Source organism: Streptacidiphilus jeojiense, assembly GCF_000719095.1.
GTDB lineage: Bacteria > Actinomycetota > Actinomycetes > Streptomycetales > Streptomycetaceae > Streptacidiphilus > Streptacidiphilus jeojiensis.
The window spans coordinates 214,305-234,430 of sequence record NZ_JOEH01000003.1; the positions used below are offsets into that span (position 1 = coordinate 214,305).

General features: G+C 72.1%; 17 protein-coding genes and 1 riboswitch. Of the genes, 14 read left to right on the top strand and 3 right to left on the bottom strand.

Features of this window, described 5'->3' with window-relative positions; translation table 11 throughout:
- Positions 1 to 48 precede the first annotated feature (48 nt).
- Positions 49 to 3,612, top strand: a complete 3,564-nt coding sequence (gene mfd, locus IF29_RS0104600; RefSeq protein WP_030249889.1) for a transcription-repair coupling factor — start codon at positions 49 to 51, stop codon at positions 3,610 to 3,612.
- A 75-nt stretch (positions 3,613 to 3,687) separates the two neighbouring features.
- Complete coding sequence (locus tag IF29_RS0104605; RefSeq protein WP_037594311.1) at positions 3,688 to 4,584, top strand: hypothetical protein; 897 nt, start codon at positions 3,688 to 3,690, stop codon at positions 4,582 to 4,584.
- Here IF29_RS0104605 and IF29_RS0104610 read toward each other — a convergent pair.
- Complete coding sequence (locus tag IF29_RS0104610) at positions 4,577 to 5,176, bottom strand: DUF4352 domain-containing protein (RefSeq protein ID WP_030249894.1); 600 nt, start codon at positions 5,174 to 5,176, stop codon at positions 4,577 to 4,579. The genes IF29_RS0104605 and IF29_RS0104610 overlap by 8 nt on opposite strands.
- A 170-nt stretch (positions 5,177 to 5,346) precedes the next feature.
- Here IF29_RS0104610 and IF29_RS0104615 point away from each other — a divergent pair, with 170 nt between their 5' ends.
- From IF29_RS0104615 to IF29_RS0104645, 7 genes are all read left to right on the top strand, one after another.
- Positions 5,347 to 7,437, top strand: coding sequence for an N-6 DNA methylase (locus IF29_RS0104615; protein WP_030249899.1), 2,091 nt, complete (start codon positions 5,347 to 5,349; stop codon positions 7,435 to 7,437).
- Positions 7,438 to 7,537: 100 nt separating this feature from the next.
- A complete protein-coding gene (locus IF29_RS0104620) occupies positions 7,538 to 8,101 on the top strand; it encodes a hypothetical protein (RefSeq protein ID WP_157623598.1) in 564 nt (187 codons plus the stop codon).
- Positions 8,098 to 9,711: a serine/threonine-protein kinase gene (locus IF29_RS0104625; protein WP_063757426.1), complete on the top strand. Its 1,614-nt coding sequence runs from the start codon at positions 8,098 to 8,100 to the stop codon at positions 9,709 to 9,711. The genes IF29_RS0104620 and IF29_RS0104625 overlap by 4 nt, the downstream gene beginning before the upstream one ends.
- A gap of 167 nt (positions 9,712 to 9,878) precedes the next feature.
- Positions 9,879 to 10,496: a SurA N-terminal domain-containing protein gene (locus tag IF29_RS0104630; protein ID WP_037594313.1), complete on the top strand. Its 618-nt coding sequence runs from the start codon at positions 9,879 to 9,881 to the stop codon at positions 10,494 to 10,496.
- Positions 10,497 to 10,672: 176 nt separating this feature from the next.
- On the top strand, positions 10,673 to 11,671 hold the full coding sequence (locus IF29_RS0104635) for a nucleoside triphosphate pyrophosphohydrolase (RefSeq protein ID WP_030249910.1): 999 nt from the start codon (positions 10,673 to 10,675) through the stop codon (positions 11,669 to 11,671).
- The gene (locus tag IF29_RS0104640) at positions 11,671 to 12,408 is read left to right on the top strand and encodes an endonuclease V (protein WP_030249912.1); all 738 of its coding nucleotides are present in this window, start codon (positions 11,671 to 11,673) and stop codon (positions 12,406 to 12,408) included. The genes IF29_RS0104635 and IF29_RS0104640 overlap by 1 nt, the downstream gene beginning before the upstream one ends.
- Before the next feature lie 27 nt (positions 12,409 to 12,435).
- Complete coding sequence (locus tag IF29_RS0104645) at positions 12,436 to 13,509, top strand: LLM class F420-dependent oxidoreductase (protein ID WP_198037280.1); 1,074 nt, start codon at positions 12,436 to 12,438, stop codon at positions 13,507 to 13,509.
- Here IF29_RS0104645 and IF29_RS0104650 read toward each other — a convergent pair.
- Positions 13,496 to 14,317 (bottom strand): SDR family oxidoreductase, encoded by an 822-nt coding sequence (locus tag IF29_RS0104650; RefSeq protein WP_051724881.1) that lies wholly within the window; start codon positions 14,315 to 14,317, stop codon positions 13,496 to 13,498. The genes IF29_RS0104645 and IF29_RS0104650 overlap by 14 nt on opposite strands.
- Positions 14,318 to 14,475: 158 nt before the next feature.
- Here IF29_RS0104650 and IF29_RS0104655 point away from each other — a divergent pair, with 158 nt between their 5' ends.
- Complete coding sequence (locus IF29_RS0104655) at positions 14,476 to 15,696, top strand: cytochrome P450 family protein (protein WP_051724882.1); 1,221 nt, start codon at positions 14,476 to 14,478, stop codon at positions 15,694 to 15,696.
- A 19-nt stretch (positions 15,697 to 15,715) separates the two neighbouring features.
- Here IF29_RS0104655 and IF29_RS0104660 read toward each other — a convergent pair whose 3' ends face one another.
- Entirely contained in the window at positions 15,716 to 15,934 is a 219-nt protein-coding gene (locus tag IF29_RS0104660) for a hypothetical protein (protein WP_157623599.1), read from the bottom strand.
- Positions 15,935 to 16,193: 259 nt separating this feature from the next.
- On the opposite strand from IF29_RS0104660, the gene IF29_RS0104665 reads away from it, so the two are divergent.
- The 4 genes from IF29_RS0104665 to IF29_RS0104680 all read left to right on the top strand — a co-directional run bounded on the left by IF29_RS0104665 (position 16,194) and on the right by IF29_RS0104680 (position 20,051).
- The gene (locus IF29_RS0104665; RefSeq protein ID WP_051724883.1) at positions 16,194 to 17,048 is read left to right on the top strand and encodes a winged helix-turn-helix domain-containing protein; all 855 of its coding nucleotides are present in this window, start codon (positions 16,194 to 16,196) and stop codon (positions 17,046 to 17,048) included.
- Positions 17,045 to 17,767: an HAD family hydrolase gene (locus IF29_RS0104670; protein WP_030249924.1), complete on the top strand. Its 723-nt coding sequence runs from the start codon at positions 17,045 to 17,047 to the stop codon at positions 17,765 to 17,767. Before IF29_RS0104665 ends, IF29_RS0104670 begins: the two co-directional genes overlap by 4 nt.
- A 124-nt stretch (positions 17,768 to 17,891) precedes the next feature.
- The gene (locus IF29_RS0104675) at positions 17,892 to 19,016 is read left to right on the top strand and encodes a phosphotransferase family protein (RefSeq protein ID WP_084713523.1); all 1,125 of its coding nucleotides are present in this window, start codon (positions 17,892 to 17,894) and stop codon (positions 19,014 to 19,016) included.
- Between the two features lie 109 nt (positions 19,017 to 19,125).
- Positions 19,126 to 19,286, top strand: a riboswitch (cyclic di-AMP (ydaO/yuaA leader).
- A gap of 3 nt (positions 19,287 to 19,289) precedes the next feature.
- The gene (locus IF29_RS0104680) at positions 19,290 to 20,051 is read left to right on the top strand and encodes a LysM peptidoglycan-binding domain-containing protein (RefSeq protein ID WP_030249934.1); all 762 of its coding nucleotides are present in this window, start codon (positions 19,290 to 19,292) and stop codon (positions 20,049 to 20,051) included.
- Positions 20,052 to 20,126 lie beyond the last annotated feature (75 nt).

Consider the following 20,126-nt stretch of genomic DNA (forward strand, 5'->3'; position numbering starts at 1 on the left):
TCCGGGTGCTTCGCGTTGCCCACGGCTGAGACCCGCTGAGAGAAGTCCATGAGCCTGACCGGCCTGCTTGACGTCGTCGTCGCCGACCCCGCCCTCGCGGAGGCGGCACGGTCCGCCCTCGCCGGGGACCGCCGCCACCTGGACCTGGTCGGTCCGCCCGCCGCCCGCCCGTTCGCGGTCGCGGCGCTCGCGCGCGCCCTGGCCGAGGAGGCCAGGGGCAGCCGGGGCCGCCCCGTCCTGGCCGTCACCGCCACCGGCCGGGAGGCCGAGGACCTGGCCGCGGCGCTGGGCTCGCTGCTGCCCCCGGACAGCGTCGCCGAGTTCCCGGCCTGGGAGACGCTGCCGCACGAGCGGCTCTCGCCGCGCTCGGACACCGTCGGCCGCCGGCTCGCGGTGCTGCGCCGGATCGTCCACCCCAGCGCCGACGACCCGTCCGCCGGACCGCTGCAGGTGATCGTCGCCCCGATCCGCAGCGTGCTGCAGCCGCAGGTCAAGGGGCTGGCCGAGCTGGAGCCGGTGAGCCTGAGGGTCCGTCAGGAGGTGGACCTGGAGGACCTCACCCGGCGGCTGGCCGCGGCCGCCTACCAGCGCGTCGAACTGGTGGAGAAGCGCGGCGAGTTCGCCGTCCGCGGCGGCATCCTGGACGTCTTCCCGCCCACCGAGGAGCACCCGCTGCGGGTGGAGTTCTGGGGCGACGAGGTCGAGGAGATTCGTTACTTCAAGGTCGCCGACCAGCGCTCGCTGGAGGTGGCCCAGCACGGCCTGTGGGCCCCGCCCTGCCGCGAGCTGCTGCTCACCGAGCCGGTCCGGGCCCGCGCCGCCGAGCTCGCCGCCGACCACCCGGAGCTGGCCGACATCCTGGACCGGATCGCCCAGGGCATCGCCGTCGAGGGCATGGAGTCACTGGCCCCGGTGCTGGTCGACGACATGGAACTGCTGGTGGACGTGTTGCCGCAGGGCAGCGTCGCGGTGGTCTGCGACCCCGAGCGGGTCCGCACCAGGGCCGCCGACCTGGTCGCCACCAGCGAGGAGTTCCTGCACGCCTCCTGGGTGGCCGCCGCCTCCGGCGGGGACCGCCCGCTGGACGTGGGCGCCGCCTCGCTGTGGTCCATCGCCGACATCCGCGAGCACGCCGCCGAGATCGGGCTGCCCTGGTGGTCGGTCAGCCCCTTCGCCGCCGACGACGAGGTGCTGACCGGCCCCGACGTGCTGCACCTGGACCTGCACCCGGCCGAGGCCTACCGCGGCGACACCGCCCGCGCCATCGCCGACGCCAAGGGACGGCTGGCCGACGGCTGGCGGGTGGTCCTGGTCACCGAGGGCAAGGGCCCGGCCTCCCGGATCGCCGAGATGCTGGCCGGCGAGGGCATCGGCGCCCGGCTCACCCCCGACCTGGTCGGTCTCCCCGACCCGGACGTGGTGCACGTGGCCTGCGGCTCCATCGAGTACGGCCTGTACTCCGAGGGCCTCAAGCTGCACCTGGTCACCGAGACCGACCTGGCCGGGCAGAAGTCCTCCACCAAGGACATGCGCCGGATGCCCTCGGCCCGCCGCAACGGCATCGACCCGCTGGCCCTGCAGGCCGGCGACTACGTGGTGCACGAGGCCCACGGTGTCGGACGCTACGTCGAGATGGTGCAGCGCACCGTCCAGGGCGCCACCCGCGAGTACCTGGTGCTGGAGTACGCCCCGGCCAAGAAGGGCCAGCCCGGCGACCGGCTGTTCGTCCCCACCGACCAGCTGGAGCAGGTCACCAAGTACGTCGGCGGCGAGGCCCCCTCGCTGCACCGGCTCGGCGGCGCCGACTGGACCAAGACCAAGTCCCGGGCCAAGAAGGCGGTCAAGGAGATCGCCGGGGATCTGATCCGGCTCTACTCCGCGCGGATGGCCGCCCCCGGGCACGCCTTCGGCCCGGACACCCCCTGGCAGCGCGAGCTGGAGGACGCCTTCCCCTACGCGGAGACCCCGGACCAGCTGAGCACCATCGCCGAGGTCAAGTCCGACATGGAGAAGACCGTCCCGATGGACCGGCTGATCTGCGGCGACGTCGGCTACGGCAAGACCGAGATCGCGGTCAGGGCCGCCTTCAAGGCGGTCCAGGACGGCAAGCAGGTCGCCGTCCTGGTACCGACCACGCTGCTGGTGCAGCAGCACTTCTCCACCTTCTCCGAGCGCTACGCCAACTTCCCGGTCGTGGTGAAGGCCCTCTCCCGGTTCCAGAGCGACAGCGAGGCCAAGGCCGTGCTGGAGGGCCTGCGTGAGGGCAGCGTGGACATCGTCATCGGCACCCACCGGCTGTTCTCCGCCGAGACCAGGTTCAAGGACCTGGGCCTGGTCATCGTGGACGAGGAGCAGCGCTTCGGCGTCGAGCACAAGGAGCAGCTGAAGAAGCTGCGGGCCAACGTCGACGTGCTGACCATGTCGGCCACCCCGATCCCGCGCACCCTGGAGATGGCGGTCACCGGCATCCGGGAGATGTCCACCATCACCACCCCGCCCGAGGAGCGGCACCCGGTGCTGACCTTCGTCGGGGCCTACGACGAGAAGCAGATCTCCGCCGCGATCCGGCGCGAGCTGCTGCGCGAGGGCCAGGTCTTCTACATCCACAACCGGGTCGAGTCCATCGACAAGGCCGCGGCCAAGCTCAAGGAGCTGGTCCCGGAGGCCCGGATCGCCACCGCGCACGGGCAGATGGGGGAGACCGCGCTGGAGCAGGTGGTGGTCGACTTCTGGGAGAAGGAGTTCGACGTCCTGGTCTCCACCACCATCGTGGAGTCCGGCATCGACATCTCCAACGCCAACACCCTGATCGTGGAGCGCGGCGACACCTTCGGCCTGTCCCAGCTGCACCAGCTGCGCGGACGCGTCGGCCGGGGCCGCGAGCGCGGCTACGCCTACATGCTCTACCCGCCGGAGAAGCCGCTCACCGAGACCGCGCACGAGCGGCTGGCCACCATCGCCCAGCACACCGAGATGGGCGCGGGCATGTACGTCGCGATGAAGGACCTGGAGATCCGCGGCGCGGGCAACCTGCTCGGCGGCGAGCAGTCCGGCCACATCGCCGGTGTCGGCTTCGACCTCTACATCCGCATGGTCGGCGAGGCCGTCGCCGAGTACCGCGAGAACGTCGACGGCTCCGGGGAGCCGGAGGAGGAGCCGCTGGACGTCAAGATCGAGCTTCCAGTCGACGCCCACGTCCCGCACGACTACGCTCCGGGAGAGCGGCTGCGGCTGCAGGCCTACCGGTCCATCGCCTCGGTCAACTCCGAGGACGACATCGCCGCGGTCCGCGCCGAACTCGTCGACCGCTACGGCAAGCTCCCCGAACCGGTGGAGAACCTGCTGCTGGTCGCCGGTCTGCGGCTGTTCGCCCGCCGCTGCGGGATCTCCGACATCACCCTGCAGGGTCAGAACATCCGCTTCGGCCCGGTCGAACTGCGCGAGTCGCAGGAGCTCAGGCTCCAGCGGATCTACCCGCGCAGCCAGGTCAAGGCCTCCACCAAGCTCCTCCTCGTCCCCCGCCCCAGCACCGGCAAGATCGGCGGCAAACCGGTCGTCGGCCGAGAACTCCTCACCTGGTGCACCGAATTCCTGACCACGGTTCTCGCCTAGCCTTGTCTTTAGGGGCGCGGGGAACTGCGCAAACCCCAGCCACCTATAACCCGCACCAACCCAAGGACGAGCACCATGCTCCTAGGTCTGACAATGGCCCTCACCGCCGCCCTGTGCTTCGGCGTGGCCATGGTGCTGCAAGCCCTCGGCGCCCAGCGCCACCAGTCCACCCCCGGCGAGGGCCTCCTCGGCACGGCCAAGGCCATGCTCAACCTCCCCTTCGCCGCAGGCCTCCTGCTGGACTGCTTCGGCTTCGTCGCCCAGCTGATCGCGCTGCGCTCGCTCCCCCTGTACGTCGTGCAGGCGGCCCTCGCCGGAGCCCTCGCGGTCACCGCCGTGCTGGGTGCGGCGATGCTCAAGATCCGGCTGGGTCGGGCCGAGTGGGCCGGCGTCGCCGGCGTCTGCGTCGGCCTCGCCGTCCTCGGTGCGACGGCCGGCGCCGAGGGGCACCGGCAGCCGTCCGAGGCCTTCCACTGGGCCCTCCTCGCCGCCGTGGCCGCCCTCGCGGCCGTCGGCGGACTCGCCTGGAAGCTGCGCGAGCCGCGCCGCGCCGCCGTCATGGGTACCCTCTGCGGGCTGGGCTTCGGCGTGGTCGGCCTGGCGGTCCGGGTCCTCCCCTCGGTGCACGGCCTGGACCTGGTCCCGCTGCTCAAGGAGCCGGCGACCTACGCGCTGCTGGCCGGCGGCGCCGTCTCCTTCGCCTACATGACCGAGGGCGTCCGCGGCGGCCGGGTCACCACCGCCACCGCGGCGATGGTGCTCGGCGAGACCGCACTGCCCGCCGTCCTCGGCGTGGTGCTGCTGGGCGACGGCACCCGTCACGGGCTGATGCCGCTCGCCGTCGCCGGGTTCGCCGTCGCCGTCGCCGGCGCCCTGGCGCTGGCCCGCTTCGGCGAGGTCGCCCCGGTGGAGGGGGCCGCCGATCCGGCGCACGCGGAGCAGCCCGCGGACCGGGCGACCCCGGTCAGCTGACGTTCCACTGACCGGTCTGGTCGGCCATCCCGCTGTCCAGGCCGAACTGGATCTGGGTGATCTTCGCGCCGGTCGGCACCTGGAAGGTGATGAAGCCGAGGCCGCTGCTGCCGGAGGCGATGTTCACGGCGCTGGGGAAGCTCGCGCCGGCCTTGGTGTCGCTGAAGTCCGCCTCGTACGACTGGCCCGCACTGTCCACCAGCTTGGCGCCGTTGGAGGGGGAGTCGCTGTAGGCCTTGCTGCCGGTGTCCTTGATCCGGAACTGCACGGCGTAGAAGCGCTTGCCGCTCTCCGGTGCGGTGAACTCGTCGGCGCCCTTGGGCCGGTCGACCACCTTGACCACGGTGACGTCGGCCTTCTCCCCCTCGAAGCCGCTGAGCGCGATGGTGTCGCCGACCTTCGCGGCCGCCTTCGCCGCCGCCTTGGCGGTGGCGGCGCCGCCCGTGCTGCCGGTCGAGCCGGATCCGGTGGACTTCGCCGAGGTGGCGACGGTGCTGCTCGGCATCGAGCAGGCGGTGCCGGTGGCCAGGATCAGCCCGCCTGTGAACACGGCGATGGCCGTCCTGCGCTGCTTGCTGCTCTGAACTCGCATGGTGAACCCCCTGGTTGACGGTCCAGACCGGCACCCGCCGGGCTGTTGGCATAACTAAAGCAGGTGCTGTGTACGTCGTCAACCACTCACATCGAAACTGAGTTGTTCACGGCGTCGGCCAGGGTTCGTTATGCTCACGTTCACAGCAGCAGGGGAAGCAGGAGGCACGGATGCCGGACCAGGAGCACCGCGCTCAGGTGAGCGCGGTGGAGATCGCCCGGCTGGCCGGCGTCGGACGCGCCGCCGTGAGCAACTGGCGCCGGCGCCACGCCGACTTCCCGCGCCCTGTCGGCGGCACCGAGACCAGCCCGGCGTTCTCCCTGGCCGAGGTCGAGGGCTGGCTCCGCTCCCAGGGCAAGATCGTCGAACTCCCGCTGCGGGAACGCGTGCGCGGGCGCATCGAGCTGCTGCGCGACCCGGCCGGCTCGCCCGCGGCTCCGCTGGTCCCGGCCCTGGCCCTGCTGCTCCTGCTGCAGCGCGACCCAGTCGCCCGGCAGCTGCCGGCCCCCGGCGACGACCTCCGCATCGCCGCCGAACTGCCCGCCGCACTGCAGGAACAGGCGGTGCGGACGCTGGGGACCGAGGGCGCGCGGCTGCTGCGGCTCCCCGCCCTGCTCGGCAGCACCCAGGTGGAGCTGTGCCGGCTGCTGGCCGAGCTCGCCGAGGAGCGCGGCATCGCGCACACCGCGTCCGAACTGGTCGGCGCCCTGGGCGAGACCGCGGGACGCCAGGGTGCCAACGTCCCCGCGCCGCTGGCCGGGCTGCTCGCCGAACTGGCCCGCGCCGCCGGTGGCGGGACCGGTGCCTACCTCGATCCGGCCTGCGGCAACGGAGCGCTGCTGCTGGAGGCCGTGCAGCGCGGTGCCACCGCGCTGCACGGGCAGGAGGCGGACCAGGACCTGGCGGCCGTGGCCCTGCTCCGGCTGGCGCTGGACGCACCGGCCGACCGGCTGGTCCCGCTGCCGTTCACCGTCGCGGCCGGCGACGCGCTGCGCGCCGACGCCGGTCCCGAACTGCGCGCGGACGCCGTGCTGAGCAGGCCGCCGTTCAACGAACGCAACTGGGGTGCGGAGGAGCTCGGCTACGACCCGCGCTGGGAGTACGGCCTCCCTGCCCGCGCCGAGTCCGAACTCGCCTGGGTGCAGCATGCGTTGGCCCGGGTCAGGGCGGGCGGCCCGGCCGTGCTGCTGCTCCCGGGGGCCGTCGCGGCCCGGCGTTCGGGCCGCCGGATCCGGGCCGAACTGCTGCGCAGGGGAGCGCTCAGGGCCGTCGCCGCGCTTCCGGTCGGCATCGCCGCACCGTATGCGGCCGCCCTGCACATCTGGGTGCTGCGCCGTCCGGTCCCGGGCGAGCCCCCGCCGGTCCGGGTGCTGCTGGTCGACGCCGGGGGCGGCTCCGCGAGCGGCTCCGGGGCCCTCGACGGGGTGCTGGAGGCCTGGACGGCCTTCGACGGCGCGGCCGACACGGATCCCGTCGAACAGCCGGGGCGCTACCGGGCCGTCCCGATCGTCGACCTGCTGGACGACGAGACCGACCTGACTCCGGCCCGGCACCTCCCGCAGCGACCGGCCGACGCCCACCGCACCCTGACCGAGGCTCAGCAGCAACTCGACGGTCTGCTGGACGCACTGACGCCGCTTCAGGGGAGCCTGCCCGGGCACCGCCCCGGCGCCGACGACGGCTCGCACCGCGCCGCGCCCACGATCGCCGAGCTGATCCGCGCCGGCGCGGTGGAACTGCCGCCCGAGGGCGAGCCGCCGCAGCCCGGGGACGTGGTCGTGCTGCTCGGGGCGGGGGGCCGGGTCGACGTCCAGGAGGAGTCGGCGGGAGAGTCGGCCGGAGGTCGGCCCATTGCCGAGGCCACCGCGCCGGCGCTGCTGCTGCGTCCGGACCCGACCGTGCTGGACCCGTGGTTCCTGGCCGGCTTCGTCGAGGCGACGGTCCGCACCGAACGGGCCGGGGGCGGTACAGCCGTCTCCTCGTCGTTCACGGCCGGCGCCGGGTCGACGACCTCGTCCGCCGCGCTGCCGGCGGGCAGCTCCAGCACCCTCTCCGCCGCCGCCTCGGCCGCCACCCGCAGGGACGTCCGCAGGACCCGGGTGCCCCGGCTGCCGCTGGCCGAACAGGCAAGCTACGCCCGGCCGTTCCGGCAGCTGGCGGTGTTCCGGCGGAACCTGCTGGAGGCCGCGGACCTCGGCGACCGGCTGACCCTGGGCATCCTCTCCGGCCTGGTGGACGGGAGCCTGGCGCCGGAACAGTGACCACCCCGCGGTGACCAGGAACCGAGGAACCGGGCGGGCCGTCCGCCGTCGGCGGTAGCGTGTGCTCAGCATCGCCCACCCGCGGCATCCGGAGCACTACATGGCAGCGATACCTCCTGGTCAGGCACCACGCTGGCACGCCGGGACGGTGCTGCTCGCGCTGGTGCCCGTGGTCAGCTGCGGGCTGCTGGCCTTCGCCCCGGCGGCCTACCTCGCGGTGCTGCGGCGCAATGCGGCCAGTTGGGTGGCGCTGGGAGTCATCGCGGCCATGAGCGGCTTCGAGATGTACCTGAGCGAGACCGCGCCCAAGAACGGTCCCAGCGCGGCCGCGGGGGCGTTCTTCCTGCTGACCATGACCGCCCCGGTCGGGCACTTCGTGATCAGCCTGCGCCACTGGCAGCGGCAGACCGCCTGGGACGCCGGCGCGGCGGCACAGCCACCGGCGTACCCGCCGGTCCCGCCGTCCTACGGCCCCAACCCGTACCAGCAGCCGCCGCAGCCCTACCAGCAGCCCTATCAGGTGGCCCAGCCCTACCAGGTGCAACCGCCGGCTCCGGTGCAGCCGAACCCGCTGTCGTACGACCGTCCCGCGCCGGCCACCGAGGACGTCGGCGCCGAACTGCGCAAGCTCAGCGAGCGGCTCCGCGGGGAGCCCGGGCAGTGACCCCGGCGCAGCGCGTCGTCGCCGAGCGCTACCGGCTGGACAGCCTGATCGGCAAGGGCGGCATGGGCCAGGTCTGGGCCGGCACCGACCTGCGCCTGGGCCGCCGGGTCGCGGTCAAGCTGCTCCGCGACGACCTGGTCTCCTCCACCACCGGCGCCGCCGTGACCAGTTCGCTGGACCTGGCGGACCAGCAGGCCAGGTTCACCCGGGAGTGCCGGATCACCGCACGGCTCGACCACCCGGGCCTGGTCACGGTGTTCGACGCGGGCAGCGACGGCAGGCACCACTTCCTGGTGATGCAACTGCTGGACGGAATGACGCTGGCCGATCTGATCGCCGAGAACGACGACCTGCCCTACTCCTGGGCCGTCTCGGTGGCGGCCCAGCTCTGCGCGGCCCTGGCCACGGTCCACGCCGTGCCCGCGGTCCACCGCGACCTCAAGCCCGGCAATGTGATGGTCCGTCCGGACGGCCGGGTGGTGCTGCTGGACCTGGGCATCGCCTCCGCCTTCGAACCGGAGCTGAGCACCCTGACCCGGACCGGGCACCCGGTGGGGACGCCCAGCTACATGGCGCCGGAGCAGGCCCTCAGCGGCCGGGCCGAGCCGCGCAGCGACCTCTACGCGCTCGGCTGCACCCTCTACGCCATGCTCACCGGGGACGCGCCGTTCCAGGGGCGCACCCCGCTGGCGGTGATGACCCAGCACGTGTCGCAGCCGCCCAGGCCGGTCCGCGAGCTGCGCCCGGACCTCCCCGACGCGCTGGAGCAGCTGGTCACCCGGCTGCTGGCCAAGGACCCCGCCGACCGGCCGGCCTCCGCCCAGGAGGTCTACCGGCTGCTGCTGCCGCTGCTCCCGCGTTCCAGCACCGACTCCGCCGCCGCGCTGCGGGCCGGCGTCCAGCCGGATCCGTCCCGTCCGTTCCGGCATCCGGCGGCGCCCCCGCCGGGGCCGGGCGCGGGCCCGGGAGCGGGTTCGGCGCCGGAGGGTCCCGCGCCGGCCGAGGCGGCCCGGCTGGCCTCCGGCCTCTACGAGGCGCGCCGCTACGGCGAGGCGGCCGCGCTGCTCGCCTCGGCCGTGCCCAGGGCCGCGGCCGAGCACGGCAGCACCGCCGCCCCGGTGCGCGACCTGCGGCGGCTGCACGCCCGGGTGCTGATGGACGATCAGCAGTACCGCCGGGCCCACGAGGAGTACGACCTGCTGGCCCGGGCCTACGCGGCCGAGCGCGGCCCCGACGCCGTCGAGGCGCTGGAGTGCGCGGCGAGTGCGGCGGAGTGCCTGGCGCACTCCGGGAACGCGGTGGGCGCGCTCGCCGAGTGCCGCGCGGTGCTGGCCGGCTACGAGCGGCGCCGGATGCAGGGGCTCGCGGTCGAGCCGGAGCGGGTGTTCCGGATCCGGCAGCGGATCGGCGAACTGCTGCTCGCGGCCGATGATCCCGAGGCGGCGCAGGCCGCGCTGCTGCCGCTCTGGCACGACCTGGAACGCTGCTACGGACCGCACCACGCCAGGGTGGCCGAGGTCGGCGGGCTGCTCGGTGCGGCCCGCTCGGCCGCCGCGGGGCGGGCCGCGCGGATGCCCACCGGCTTCGGGCCGCCCCCACCGGCGTGGTGACGCCGCACGGCCGCGACATGCCCACGCCGACCCGGTGACGCCGACCTGGTGACATCGGCCTGGTGCGCTGCCTATCCTCGGTGCTCGGAGCAGTAACAGACGTATCGTCAGACCCGTACGTGACATGCAGTCGCAGCGCGCCGTAGGCGCCACCGCCGGGAGGCCCCGTGAACCGCCGTCGCACCGCCGCCGCCGTCCTCGCCCTGTGCGCCGCCGGTGCCCTCACGGCCTGCTCCTCGGGGCCGGCCCACCCCGGGGCGGCGGCCGTGGTCGGGAACGACCGGATCACCGTCGCCACCCTGCAGTCGCACGTCTCCGCCTTCCAGAGCGCGGCCGTCGGCGACAGCGCCGCCCAGCAGCAGGCCGGGGTCTCCCAGAAGACGCTGGCCCTGCTGGTGTCGGAGCAGCTGGTGGACCAGGCGCTGGCCAAGGAGGGCAAGTCCGTCACCGAGGGGCAGGTGCAGCAGGTCGAGGCGGCCTACCTGCAGCAGGCCGGCAGCGCGCAGGCGCTGCGGCAGGCAGTGGTGGACAACCTGTTCCTGGCCCCCGCCGACCTGGAGATCTACGCCCACCTCCAGGCCGGGCAGGTGCTGCTGCTGCAGGCGGCCGGGGTGGACCCGAGCTCCAGCACCGCCGACAGCGCGCTGCAGCAGATCGTCGCCAAGGCGAGCGGCGAGATCGGGGTGACCGTCAACCCCCGCTACGGCAGCTGGGACGCCAAGGCCCTCACCCTGGCGGCGGCGGACCAGCCGTGGCTCAAGAAGACGGCGTCCACGACGGCGTAACAGGGTTTTCGGCTGCGGCGTCTGCCTGGCTTGTCGCGCAGTTCCCCGCGCCCCTGGCCAACTGCAACTGAACCACCGTGGGTGAGTTGCAGCCCCGTCAGGGGCGCGGGGAACTGCGCGCCCAGCCAGGCAGACGCCGCAGCCAACAAGAAACGCCCAACCGGTAAGTTCAGGTCGTGGCAGAAAGAGACTTCACCCCCGCCGGACGGCTCGTCCTCCTTTCCAGCACCCACCGCGTCGCCCCCGGCCTGCTCTCCTGGCCCGCCTGGGACACCCTGCGCAGCGCCGACCGGGTCCTGGTCGGCGACCCGGCGCACCCCCAGCTGCCCCCGGTGCGCGCCGCAGGCGTCGCCGTCGAGGTGCTGGACGTACCCGCGTACGCGCTGGCCCGGACCCTGACGGAGGCGGCCTCCGGCCGCACCGCGGTGTGGATCGGCGGTGTGGACGGCGACCCCGGGCTGACCGACGCGCTCGCGCGGATCGCCGTCGAGGGCGGCGGCCCGGCCGCCGGCACCGTCCCGGAGATCGAGCTGCTGCCCGGCTCCTACGACCTGCCCGGGGCCCGGCTGCTCGACCTGGTCGCGGTGATGGACCGGCTGCGGTCGCCCGGCGGCTGCCCCTGGGACGCCGAGCAGACCTCCGAGTCGCTGGTGAAGTACCTGGTGGAGGAGGCGTTCGAGCTGGTCGAGGCGATCGAGGAGGGCGACCGCGAGATGCTCCGCGAGGAGCTCGGGGACGTCCTGCTCCAGGTGATGTTCCACGCCAGGATCGCCGAGGAGGATCCGGAGCAGCCCTTCGGCATCGACGAGGTCGCCGGCGGCATCGTCGACAAGCTGATGTATCGCCATCCCCATGTGTTCGCGGACGTGCACGCCCCCACGGCCGAGCACGTCGAGGCCAACTGGGAGCAGTTGAAGGCCGCCGAGAAGCAGCGCGACTCCGTGGTGGACGGCGTGCCGCTGGCGCAGCCCGCACTCGCGCTGGCCGCCAAGCTGCACTCCCGCGCGGCCAAGGCCGGGCTGGAGCCCGCCCGTCCCACCGGCCCGGACATCGGCGACCGGCTGCTCGACCTGGCCGTCCAGGCCCAGCAGCAGGGCCTGGACCCCGAGGCCGAACTGCGCGCCGCGGCCCGCCGCTACCGCGAGGCCATCCGGCAGGCGGAGCAGGGCAGCTGATGCGGCTTCAGCTCACCCCTGACTGGCCGTCGGACCAGGACGGGGCGCACCGGGTGCAGGAGCGGCTGCGTCCGCTGGTCCGCAACCGCCCGCTGCCTGCTCCGCCGCGCACCCTGGCCGGGCTGGATGTCGCCTACGAGGGCGGCCACGGCAGCGCGGAGGACCGGGTGGCGGCGGCCGTGGTCGTCCTGGACGCCCGGACGCTGGAGGTCGTGGACCGGGCCACCGCCGTCGGCACGGCCGGCTTCCCCTACGTCCCCGGGCTCTTCGCCTTCCGCGAGCTGCCGGTGCTGGTCGCCGCGCTGGAGCAGCTGGCGACCACCCCTGACCTGCTGCTCTGCGACGGACAGGGCCTCGCGCACCCGCGCCGCTTCGGCCTGGCCTGCCACCTCGGCGTGCTCACCGGCCTGCCCACCCTCGGCGTCGCCAAGACCCCGCTGCTCGGGAGCTGGGACGAGCCGGGCCCGTTCCGCGGCGACAGCGCCGACGTGCGGGACGGCGGCGAGGTGGTGGCCCGGATGCTGCGCACCCAGGACGGCGTCAAACCGGTCACCGTCTCCACCGGCCACCTGATCACCCTGGACGACGCCTGCGCCCAGGTCCTGGCAGCAGCCCCCCGCTACCGCCTCCCGGAGACCACCCTCCCCCAACCTTCGGCCGGGGGGACCCCCTTCGCCGACCGGCTCTGCCGCGACGCGCTGGCCGCCGCCGACCGGAGTGGTGTCCCCTTGTCTTGAGCAGCGGGCCGTGGTGGCATCGAGCCCATGACCACCCCCTCCGCCGGCACCCCCTCCGCCGGCACCAGCTCTGCTTCCACCGCCGACACCGCGCCGGCCGGCCCCCGCTGGGGCCTGACCTTCCCGCTCGACGGCATCCCGCTGGCCGACCAGCGCCGCCTGGTCGAGGCCCTGCCCGACCTGGGCTTCACCGACCTCTGGTCGATGGAGACGGCCGGCGCCGACGCCTTCACCCCGCTCGCGCTGGCCTCGGTCTGGGCGCCGCAGCTCAACCTGGGCACTGCCATCGTCCCGGTGCACACCCGCGGCCCGGCGCTGCTGGCCATGCAGGCCGCCGCCCTGGCAGAGGCCGCCCCGGGCCGGTTCACCCTCGGCCTCGGCGCCTCCTCGCCGGTCATCGTCCAGGACTGGAACGCCGTCCCGTTCGAGCAGCCGTTCCAGCGCAGCCGTGACATGGTCCGCTTCCTGAAGTCCGCGCTGGCCGGGGAGAAGGTCGACGCCGCCTACGAGACCTTCGCCGTACGCCGCTTCAAGCTGGAGCGGGTCCCCGCGCAGACCCCGCCGGTGCTGCTCGCCGCGCTGCGTCCGGGCATGCTGCGGCTGGCCGCGCAGGAGGCCGACGGCACCATCCTCAACTGGCTCTCCGCCGAGGACGTGACCACCGCCGTCCGTGAGTTCGACCAGGCCGGAGGGGCCGGCAAGACCGTCGCGGCCAGGATCTTCACCTGCCCCACCACCGACACCGACCACGCCAGGGCGCTGGGCCGTCGGCTGATCGCGGGCTACCTCACCGTCCCCGCCTATGCGGCGTTCCACCGCTGGCTCGGCCGCGAGGAGGCGCTCAAGCCGATGTGGGACGCCTGGGCTGCGGGCGACCGCAAGGGCGCCGCGGCGTCGGTGCCCGACGAGGTGGTGGACGCCCTGATCGTCCACGGTGACGCCAAGCGGGTGCGCGAGCAGTTGCGTCACTACGCCGACAACGGTGTGACCGTGCCGGTACCGGCGATCCTGCCGACGCCGGAGATGCTCGACGGCACCGCCACGGCGCGCGACCGCCGCCAGGCGGTCGCGGCCGCGGTCCTCGCCGTCAGCCCAGGCTGAGGCTGCCGGTTCCCGGGTCCACCGCGGAGCCGAGCTTGCCGACCGCGTGGCGCAGGCCGTCCAGCCAGCCGTCGCGGTCGGCGGCCCGGCCCTGCTCGTACTCGGCCACCTCGGGGTGCGGCAGGATCAGGAAGCGCTCGTCGGCCAGGCCGTCGATCACCGCGTCGGCGACCTGCTCCGGCGTCAGCATCCGGCCGAAGGCGCCCAGCACCGCGGCCACCGCCGGGTCCTCGGTCATCGCGGTGCGCACCCCCTGCGGGCACAGCGCGCTGACCTTGATGCCCTGCCCGCCGTAGGCCACCGCGAGCGACTCGGCGAAGGCCACCGCCGCGTGCTTGGTCGCCGTGTAGGCGGCGTCGCCCGGCATCTGCAGCAGCCCGGCGGCGGAGGCGGTGTGCAGCAGGTAGCCCCTGCCCCGCTTCAGCATCCCCGGCAGCACCGCGCGCGCCGCGTAGACGTGCGCCATGACGTTGATCTCCCAGCAGGCCTGCCACAGCTCGTTGGGCGCCTCGATGCCGGCGCCCGAGCCGATGCCGGCGTTGCTGCAGAACAGGTCCACCGGGCCCAGGTGCTTCTCGGCCGTCTCCACCAGGGCCTGCACGTCGCTCTCCCGGGAGACGTCGCTGCCGACGCCCACGGTGTGACAACCCTCACGGTCCAGCGCCAGCGCCAGGTCCTCGACCCGGCCCGCGTCCAGGTCGGCGAGCAGCAGCCCGCGCGCGCCCTCGGCAGCGAAGCGCCGCGCCAGCGCGGACCCTATTCCTCCGGCCGCACCGGTCACCACCACGACGGCTCCGCGTACCTGCATGTCTGCTGCCTTCCTCCCACCGGTCCCCGCACGGACCCGCATACGTTGCCGGTGATCGTAGGCATCCGGCCCGCCACCGCAACAGTGCCCGTCCACGATGCAACCCAACCGCCAGCTAACGTCAAGGAGTGCACAAGCCGCTACCGCCCCCCACCGCCATGCCGGAACTCTTCACCTGGGAGTTCGCCACGAACCCCTATCCGGCGTACGCCTGGCTGCGCGCCCATGCGCCGGTGCACCGCACCACCCTGCCCAGCGGCGTCGAGGCCTGGCTGGTCACCCGCTACGCCGACGCCCGGCAGGCGCTGGCCGACGCGAGGCTCAGCAAGAACCCGGTCAACCACGGCGCCGGCAGCGGCCGCACCGGGATCCCCGGGGAACGCAGCGCCGACCTGATGACCCACCTGCTGAACATCGACCCCCCGGACCACACCCGGCTGCGCCGCCTGGTCTCCAAGGCCTTCACCCCGCGCCGCGTCGCGCTGTTCGAACCGAGGGTCCGCGAGATCACCGACCGCCTGATCGACGGCTTCGCGGGGAAGGGGGAGGCCGACCTGATCCACGACTTCGCCTTCCCGCTCCCCATCTACGCCATCTGCGACCTGCTGGGCGTGCCGGCGGAGGACCAGGACGACTTCCGCGACTGGGCCGGCATGATGATCCGTCACGGCGGCGGCCCGCGCGGCGGCGTCGCCCGCTCGGTCAAGAAGATGCGCGCTTACCTCTCCGAACTGATCCACCGCAAGCGCGCCGACCTCGCCGATGACCTGATCTCCGACCTGATCCGCGCCAGCGACCACGGCGAGCACCTCACCGAGAACGAGGCCGCCGCGATGGCCTTCATCCTGCTCTTCGCCGGCTTCGAGACCACGGTCAACCTGATCGGCAACGGTCTGTACGCCCTGCTCACCCACCCTCAGCAGCGGGCCCAGCTCCAGTCCTCCATCGCCCTCGGCGAGACCGCCCTCCTGGCCACGGCCGTTGAGGAACTCCTCCGCTACGACGGCCCGGTGGAGCTCGCCACCTGGCGCTACGCCACCGCCCCGATCACCCTCGGCGGCCAGTCCGTCGCCGCCGGGGACCCGGTCCTGGTCGTCCTCGCCGCCGCCGACCGCGACCCCGACCGCTTCGACCAGCCCGACCTGCTCGACCTGGCCCGCCGCGACAACCCCCACCTGGGCTTCGGCCACGGCATCCACTACTGCATCGGCGCCCCGCTGGCCCGCCTGGAAGCCCAGTACGCCCTCTCCGCCCTGCTCCAACGCCTCCCCGACCTCACCCTCGCCGCGGACCCGGACGACCTCCGCTGGCGCGGCGGCCTGATCATGCGAGGGCTCCGCCAACTCCCAGTCAACTTCAGTCAGGAGGGCGGAGCCTAGGCAGGCTTGTTGCTCACCATCAGAAGTGCAGATGGATGCTGTGTGCGACGCAGCACACCGCCACCACGGTCAGGAAGCTCTTCAGGGAGACCTCCCCGCCGCTCCCCATCTCACTGCAGAGCAGGATGTTGGGGGCTGCGAACAACCACCACAACTCGCTGTTGTGCTGCTGGAGCCGGTAGTTGAGCAGCATCAGCAGCGCCACGTAGATCATTTGCCAGCCGGACCTCAGTTTCACGTCGACCACCTCCAGCGTCCCCTCAGGGGGTGGGGGATTGGGAAGCGCGGAAACGAGGCATCATCGACTTGTGGCCACGCGGTCCCCCGGCAGTCAGTCAGCTTCAGTCAGATTTCATTGATGCTGGTGGATTTGACTGCTCTCATGAAGGGGATGCCCGCCGCATGCCTGCTTCTAACTCAACTATCATTCAACTCGTCTGACCTTCACTAAATCTGACTGGTAGTTGTAGGGTCGAAGCGCAGCCAGGGAGGCAGGCATGAACGGTTCCCCGAAGACCGCGGTCCAGCGCGTGGCCGACGCGGTGCGTTACTGGAGTGAGCGCCTGGGCGGAGGAGCACCCCTCCCGTCCCAGGAGGAACTCGCGGAACAGTTCAACGTCTCCCGCGACACCGTCCAGAAGGCCCTCAAACTCCTCTCGGAGGAGGGCCTCATCGACTCCATCCGCGGAAGCGGAACCTTTGTCGCCGGAGCGGTACCGGATGCAGATGTCGACGGGGACGAGCTGGAGCCGGCCATCCTGGCCCTGGGACCGCACTTGGACCGAGCCTTTCAAGCCCCTCACGTCACCATCGACTTCTTCGGCTTCACCGCCGAGACCCTCGCCAAGGAACTGACACCGCGACTGGTCCGGGTGTGGCTCACGGACTCGACTCCTCCCGAGAGCCTCCACATCAGGCTTCTGCTTCCCGACATGGAGAGGCTCGCAGTTCCACGTGCCGTCGATGCCGCTGACGACCCCCGTCCCCTGGAGCGGCTGCGCGGCGTCGCGTCGCGGTCAGTCGGTTCGTTGAGGGAGGCCGTGGAAGATCTTCGATCGCGGAACGCCGTTCTCGACTCCAGTCTCGAAGTGCGAACCGTGCCGATGACACCTCAGGTGAAGCTGTTCGTCATCAACAAGGATCTGGCCCTGCGTGGTTGGTACAAACTTGTCCGCCGCAAGGTCGAGTTGCCCGAGCGGAGCGGCTCGGGCATGGAGGACGTAGATATCTACGACTTCATGGGACTGGACGCCAACCTGCTCCTGCAGCGCCCGCATGCCGTGGCCGAGTCCCAGGAGTGGTTCGACTCCCTCTGGTCCATCATCGCGGTGGACTCCAAACTGAGCGAGTGACTCTCGAGCATCCACCCCCGCTCTCCGGCTCCGAAAGAGTCGCACGCTGCATCCTGTTCGACTTCGACGGGCCGCTCGTGAAGCTCTTCGCGGGCTACTCGGCGGCGCGCGTCGCCAAGGAGGTCCGTAGGGATCTGCGCCGCCGATGGGACATCAGATACCGGCCAGTGCGGGGACGGAGCAACTGCCACGGTGCCATCGCGGCATTCCCCGACCTGACCAGGAACCGGCAGGACAAGGATGCGATAGAGACATACCTGCTTGCGCTGGTTGCCACGGCCGAACGGCGCGCGGTTCGGGATGCCGCTCCCACGCTCGGGGCCGAGGAACTGGTCCTGCAGTTGCACGAGGACGGCTGGAAGATGGCAATCACCAGCAACAACGCTGACGAGGCCATTCACGACTACCTGGACCAGGACCGCTCGGCGCGCATCAGGCCGGTCTTCGACGGCATGGTGTTCGGGCGCGGGCGGATAGCCGCCATGAAACCGGAGCCCGACTGCGTCAACGAAGCTCTCAAGGCACTCGGCATTGATGCCAAAGAACACCGGGCGGTTCTCCTGGGGGACTCGGTCTCCGACTACCAGGCCGCCGTCGCTGCCGAGATCGACTTCGTCGGTTACTCCAGGCGCCGCCGCAAGCGCCGCCAGCTTCGCCGCGCCGGCGCGGACCAGGTGTTCGGGAGCCTGGCTGAGGTCCGAGCGGCACTTGATGCGTAACTGAGCTGACGCAGTGCCGTTGGACACCTCGATTGTCGCCGCGTTCCCCGCTACGCTCACGTTCAAACCCAGAAGGGTGCCCGCTGAGCCGCCGGGGCGATCAGACAGCTGTACAGGAGTCCCCATGGCAGGCGGTTCACGGTCCGCATCGGCATTGAAGGCCAGATCGCTGACCGAGTTGTCACTCGGTCAGTTCAGCTATGCCATGGAGCGCCTGTCTGCCAAGGGCCGTCCTGTCGGCAGTGGATACCACCATCTCAATCTCAGCCTGAGAGTTCCGCGTCGCGGCTATCGGATGCTTCGGTACGACACCGTGAAGGTTCGTCGTCGGGTTCCTGCGATCGACCTGGTCGAACGCGTCTGGGAGGACGAGGGGCAGCTGCTCCAGCTGTTGCGCTCCTGGCCCGGAGGACTCCCGGTGGGCGTGCCGCTGCTGCTCCACCACTCCCATGACGGTGTGTCAGTGCACAGCTATGTGCCCGGGACATCGCTGGCGGATCGCTATCCGGAGGGTTCACATCTTCCGGTCCGGGTGGTGGAGAGGATTCTGCGGCTCTTTGCCGAGCTCACCGAAACGGCGGCGAAGGAGTTGCCCGAGCCTTCCAGCGGCCGGCCGTTCGCTGTGAACTCGTCCGCCTTTCTACGTGAACGGGTGGAATTCGCCCAGCGGACGCTGGCCGACCGCAATGCGGGGCGATTCGGCGATCTGTTCACGTCGTTGGGCGTGGGTCCGTGGGCCATGGAGAAGTTCGGCGAGTGGCTCCCGGCGCTCACCGACCGCCCCTTCGCGCTGCTGCACACGGACCTGCACCGGGGCAACGTGATCGTCGACCGGAGGACCAGGGTCACGGTCCTGGACTGGGAGCATGCCAGCTACGGGGACCCGCTGTACGAGTTGGCCACGCACCTCTGCCGAACCCGCTACCCGCGCCAGCAGGAGGTGGAGGTGATCAGGCGCTGGGAGGAGGTCGTCGGTGACCGATCACCGGCCAGCGTCAAGGGGCTGGCCGAGGACCTCCGTCACTTCATCGACTACGAGCGGGCCCAGTCGTTCTATCCGAACACGATCAGGGCTGCGCTGGCCTACTCCGCGGATCCGACCCCGCGCACGCTTGCCGCCGGCGGGCGTTGGCTGCACCGGACGCTCAGGGAGGCGGCGGATCCGCTCCGCCTCAAGCGCGTGAGTTCCGAGGAGGAGTGCCGGGCCGAACTCCTGCGCTGGTACGAGGGTGACGGGCGGGCGGGTTAGTGCCGCTGGGGCGTTACGGGCTTGTGATTATGTAGCTCATATGTCTAGCCTTCCGGGAACGCCCGCATGCGTGGGCACTGCTCCTCGGGACGCCGAGTCCTGTCCAGCCGGGGGGTGGAATCCGAACTTCAGGATTGGGCAGGAGCGGGGGACCCAGGTAAGTCGCCGCAGTTCGCAAGGCTGCGGCTTGGGGTGAAGGCGCGTCAGCGCCCGGGCTACCTCACAGCCCGAACCCGACAGCTCACCTCGCAGGCGTCGGAGAGGGTACCTGCCATGCCTTTCACTACGCCCGGACGCCATCGCAAGCCGCGCACCAGCCAGACCAAGCGCCTGGTCGCGACCGCGAGCCTCGGCACCGCCGGCATCGCCCTGCCGCTGATCGGCGCGACCAGCGCCTCCGCCGCCTCGGTGTCCACCTGGGACAAGGTCGCCAGCTGCGAGAGCGGTGGTGACTGGTCGATCAACACCGGCAACGGGTACTACGGCGGGCTGCAGTTCTCCGCCTCCACCTGGAGCGCCTACGGCGGCGGCCAGTACGCCTCCACCGCGGACCACGCCACCAAGGGCCAGCAGATAGCGATAGCCGAGAAGGTCCTGGCCTCGCAGGGACCCGGCGCCTGGCCGGTCTGCGGGCCGAAGGCCGGGCTCACCCAGGGGGGCGCCGCCGCTTCGGTGAGCACCTCGGGTTCGTCCTCTTCCTCCAGCTCTTCGAGTTCGTCCTCTTCGTCGAGCTCCGACTCGACCAAGAGCAGCACCGAGCAGACCAGCACCAGCACCGGCAAGCACCGGTCGACCGCCGCCACGGACTCCGCCTCGAAGGTCACCAAGCCGGCAGCCAAGACGACGACCACGAGCACGGCCGCGCCCAAGGTCGGTCACGGCAACTACACCGTCAAGTCGGGCGACACCCTCTCCGGCATCGCCGCCGCCGCGCACCTCAGCGGCGGTTGGACCGAGCTGTACAAGGACAACAAGTCCACCGTCGGCGGGAACCCGGATCTGATCTTCCCCGGCCAGAAGCTCGTCGTGGTCTGACACGGCTGTCGACTGACCCCCGTTCGGCTCGCAGCCATCAGGGCGCGGAGCCCCTGCTCGCCAGGTGAACTACTG

What these genes read in the sequence shown, in the direction of transcription:
- mfd (WP_030249889.1), top strand. Translation starts at nt 49, where the DNA reads ATGAGCCTGACCGGCCTGCTTGACGTCGTCGTCGCCGACCCCGCCCTC.
- IF29_RS0104605 (WP_037594311.1), top strand. Translation starts at nt 3,688, where the DNA reads ATGCTCCTAGGTCTGACAATGGCCCTCACCGCCGCCCTGTGCTTCGGC.
- IF29_RS0104610 (WP_030249894.1), bottom strand. Translation starts at nt 5,176, where the DNA reads ATGCGAGTTCAGAGCAGCAAGCAGCGCAGGACGGCCATCGCCGTGTTC.
- IF29_RS0104615 (WP_030249899.1), top strand. Translation starts at nt 5,347, where the DNA reads ATGCCGGACCAGGAGCACCGCGCTCAGGTGAGCGCGGTGGAGATCGCC.
- IF29_RS0104620 (WP_157623598.1), top strand. Translation starts at nt 7,538, where the DNA reads ATGGCAGCGATACCTCCTGGTCAGGCACCACGCTGGCACGCCGGGACG.
- IF29_RS0104640 (WP_030249912.1), top strand. Translation starts at nt 11,671, where the DNA reads ATGCGGCTTCAGCTCACCCCTGACTGGCCGTCGGACCAGGACGGGGCG.
- IF29_RS0104645 (WP_198037280.1), top strand. Translation starts at nt 12,436, where the DNA reads ATGACCACCCCCTCCGCCGGCACCCCCTCCGCCGGCACCAGCTCTGCT.
- IF29_RS0104650 (WP_051724881.1), bottom strand. Translation starts at nt 14,317, where the DNA reads ATGCAGGTACGCGGAGCCGTCGTGGTGGTGACCGGTGCGGCCGGAGGA.
- IF29_RS0104655 (WP_051724882.1), top strand. Translation starts at nt 14,476, where the DNA reads ATGCCGGAACTCTTCACCTGGGAGTTCGCCACGAACCCCTATCCGGCG.
- IF29_RS0104665 (WP_051724883.1), top strand. Translation starts at nt 16,194, where the DNA reads ATGAACGGTTCCCCGAAGACCGCGGTCCAGCGCGTGGCCGACGCGGTG.
- IF29_RS0104675 (WP_084713523.1), top strand. Translation starts at nt 17,892, where the DNA reads ATGGCAGGCGGTTCACGGTCCGCATCGGCATTGAAGGCCAGATCGCTG.
- IF29_RS0104680 (WP_030249934.1), top strand. Translation starts at nt 19,290, where the DNA reads ATGCCTTTCACTACGCCCGGACGCCATCGCAAGCCGCGCACCAGCCAG.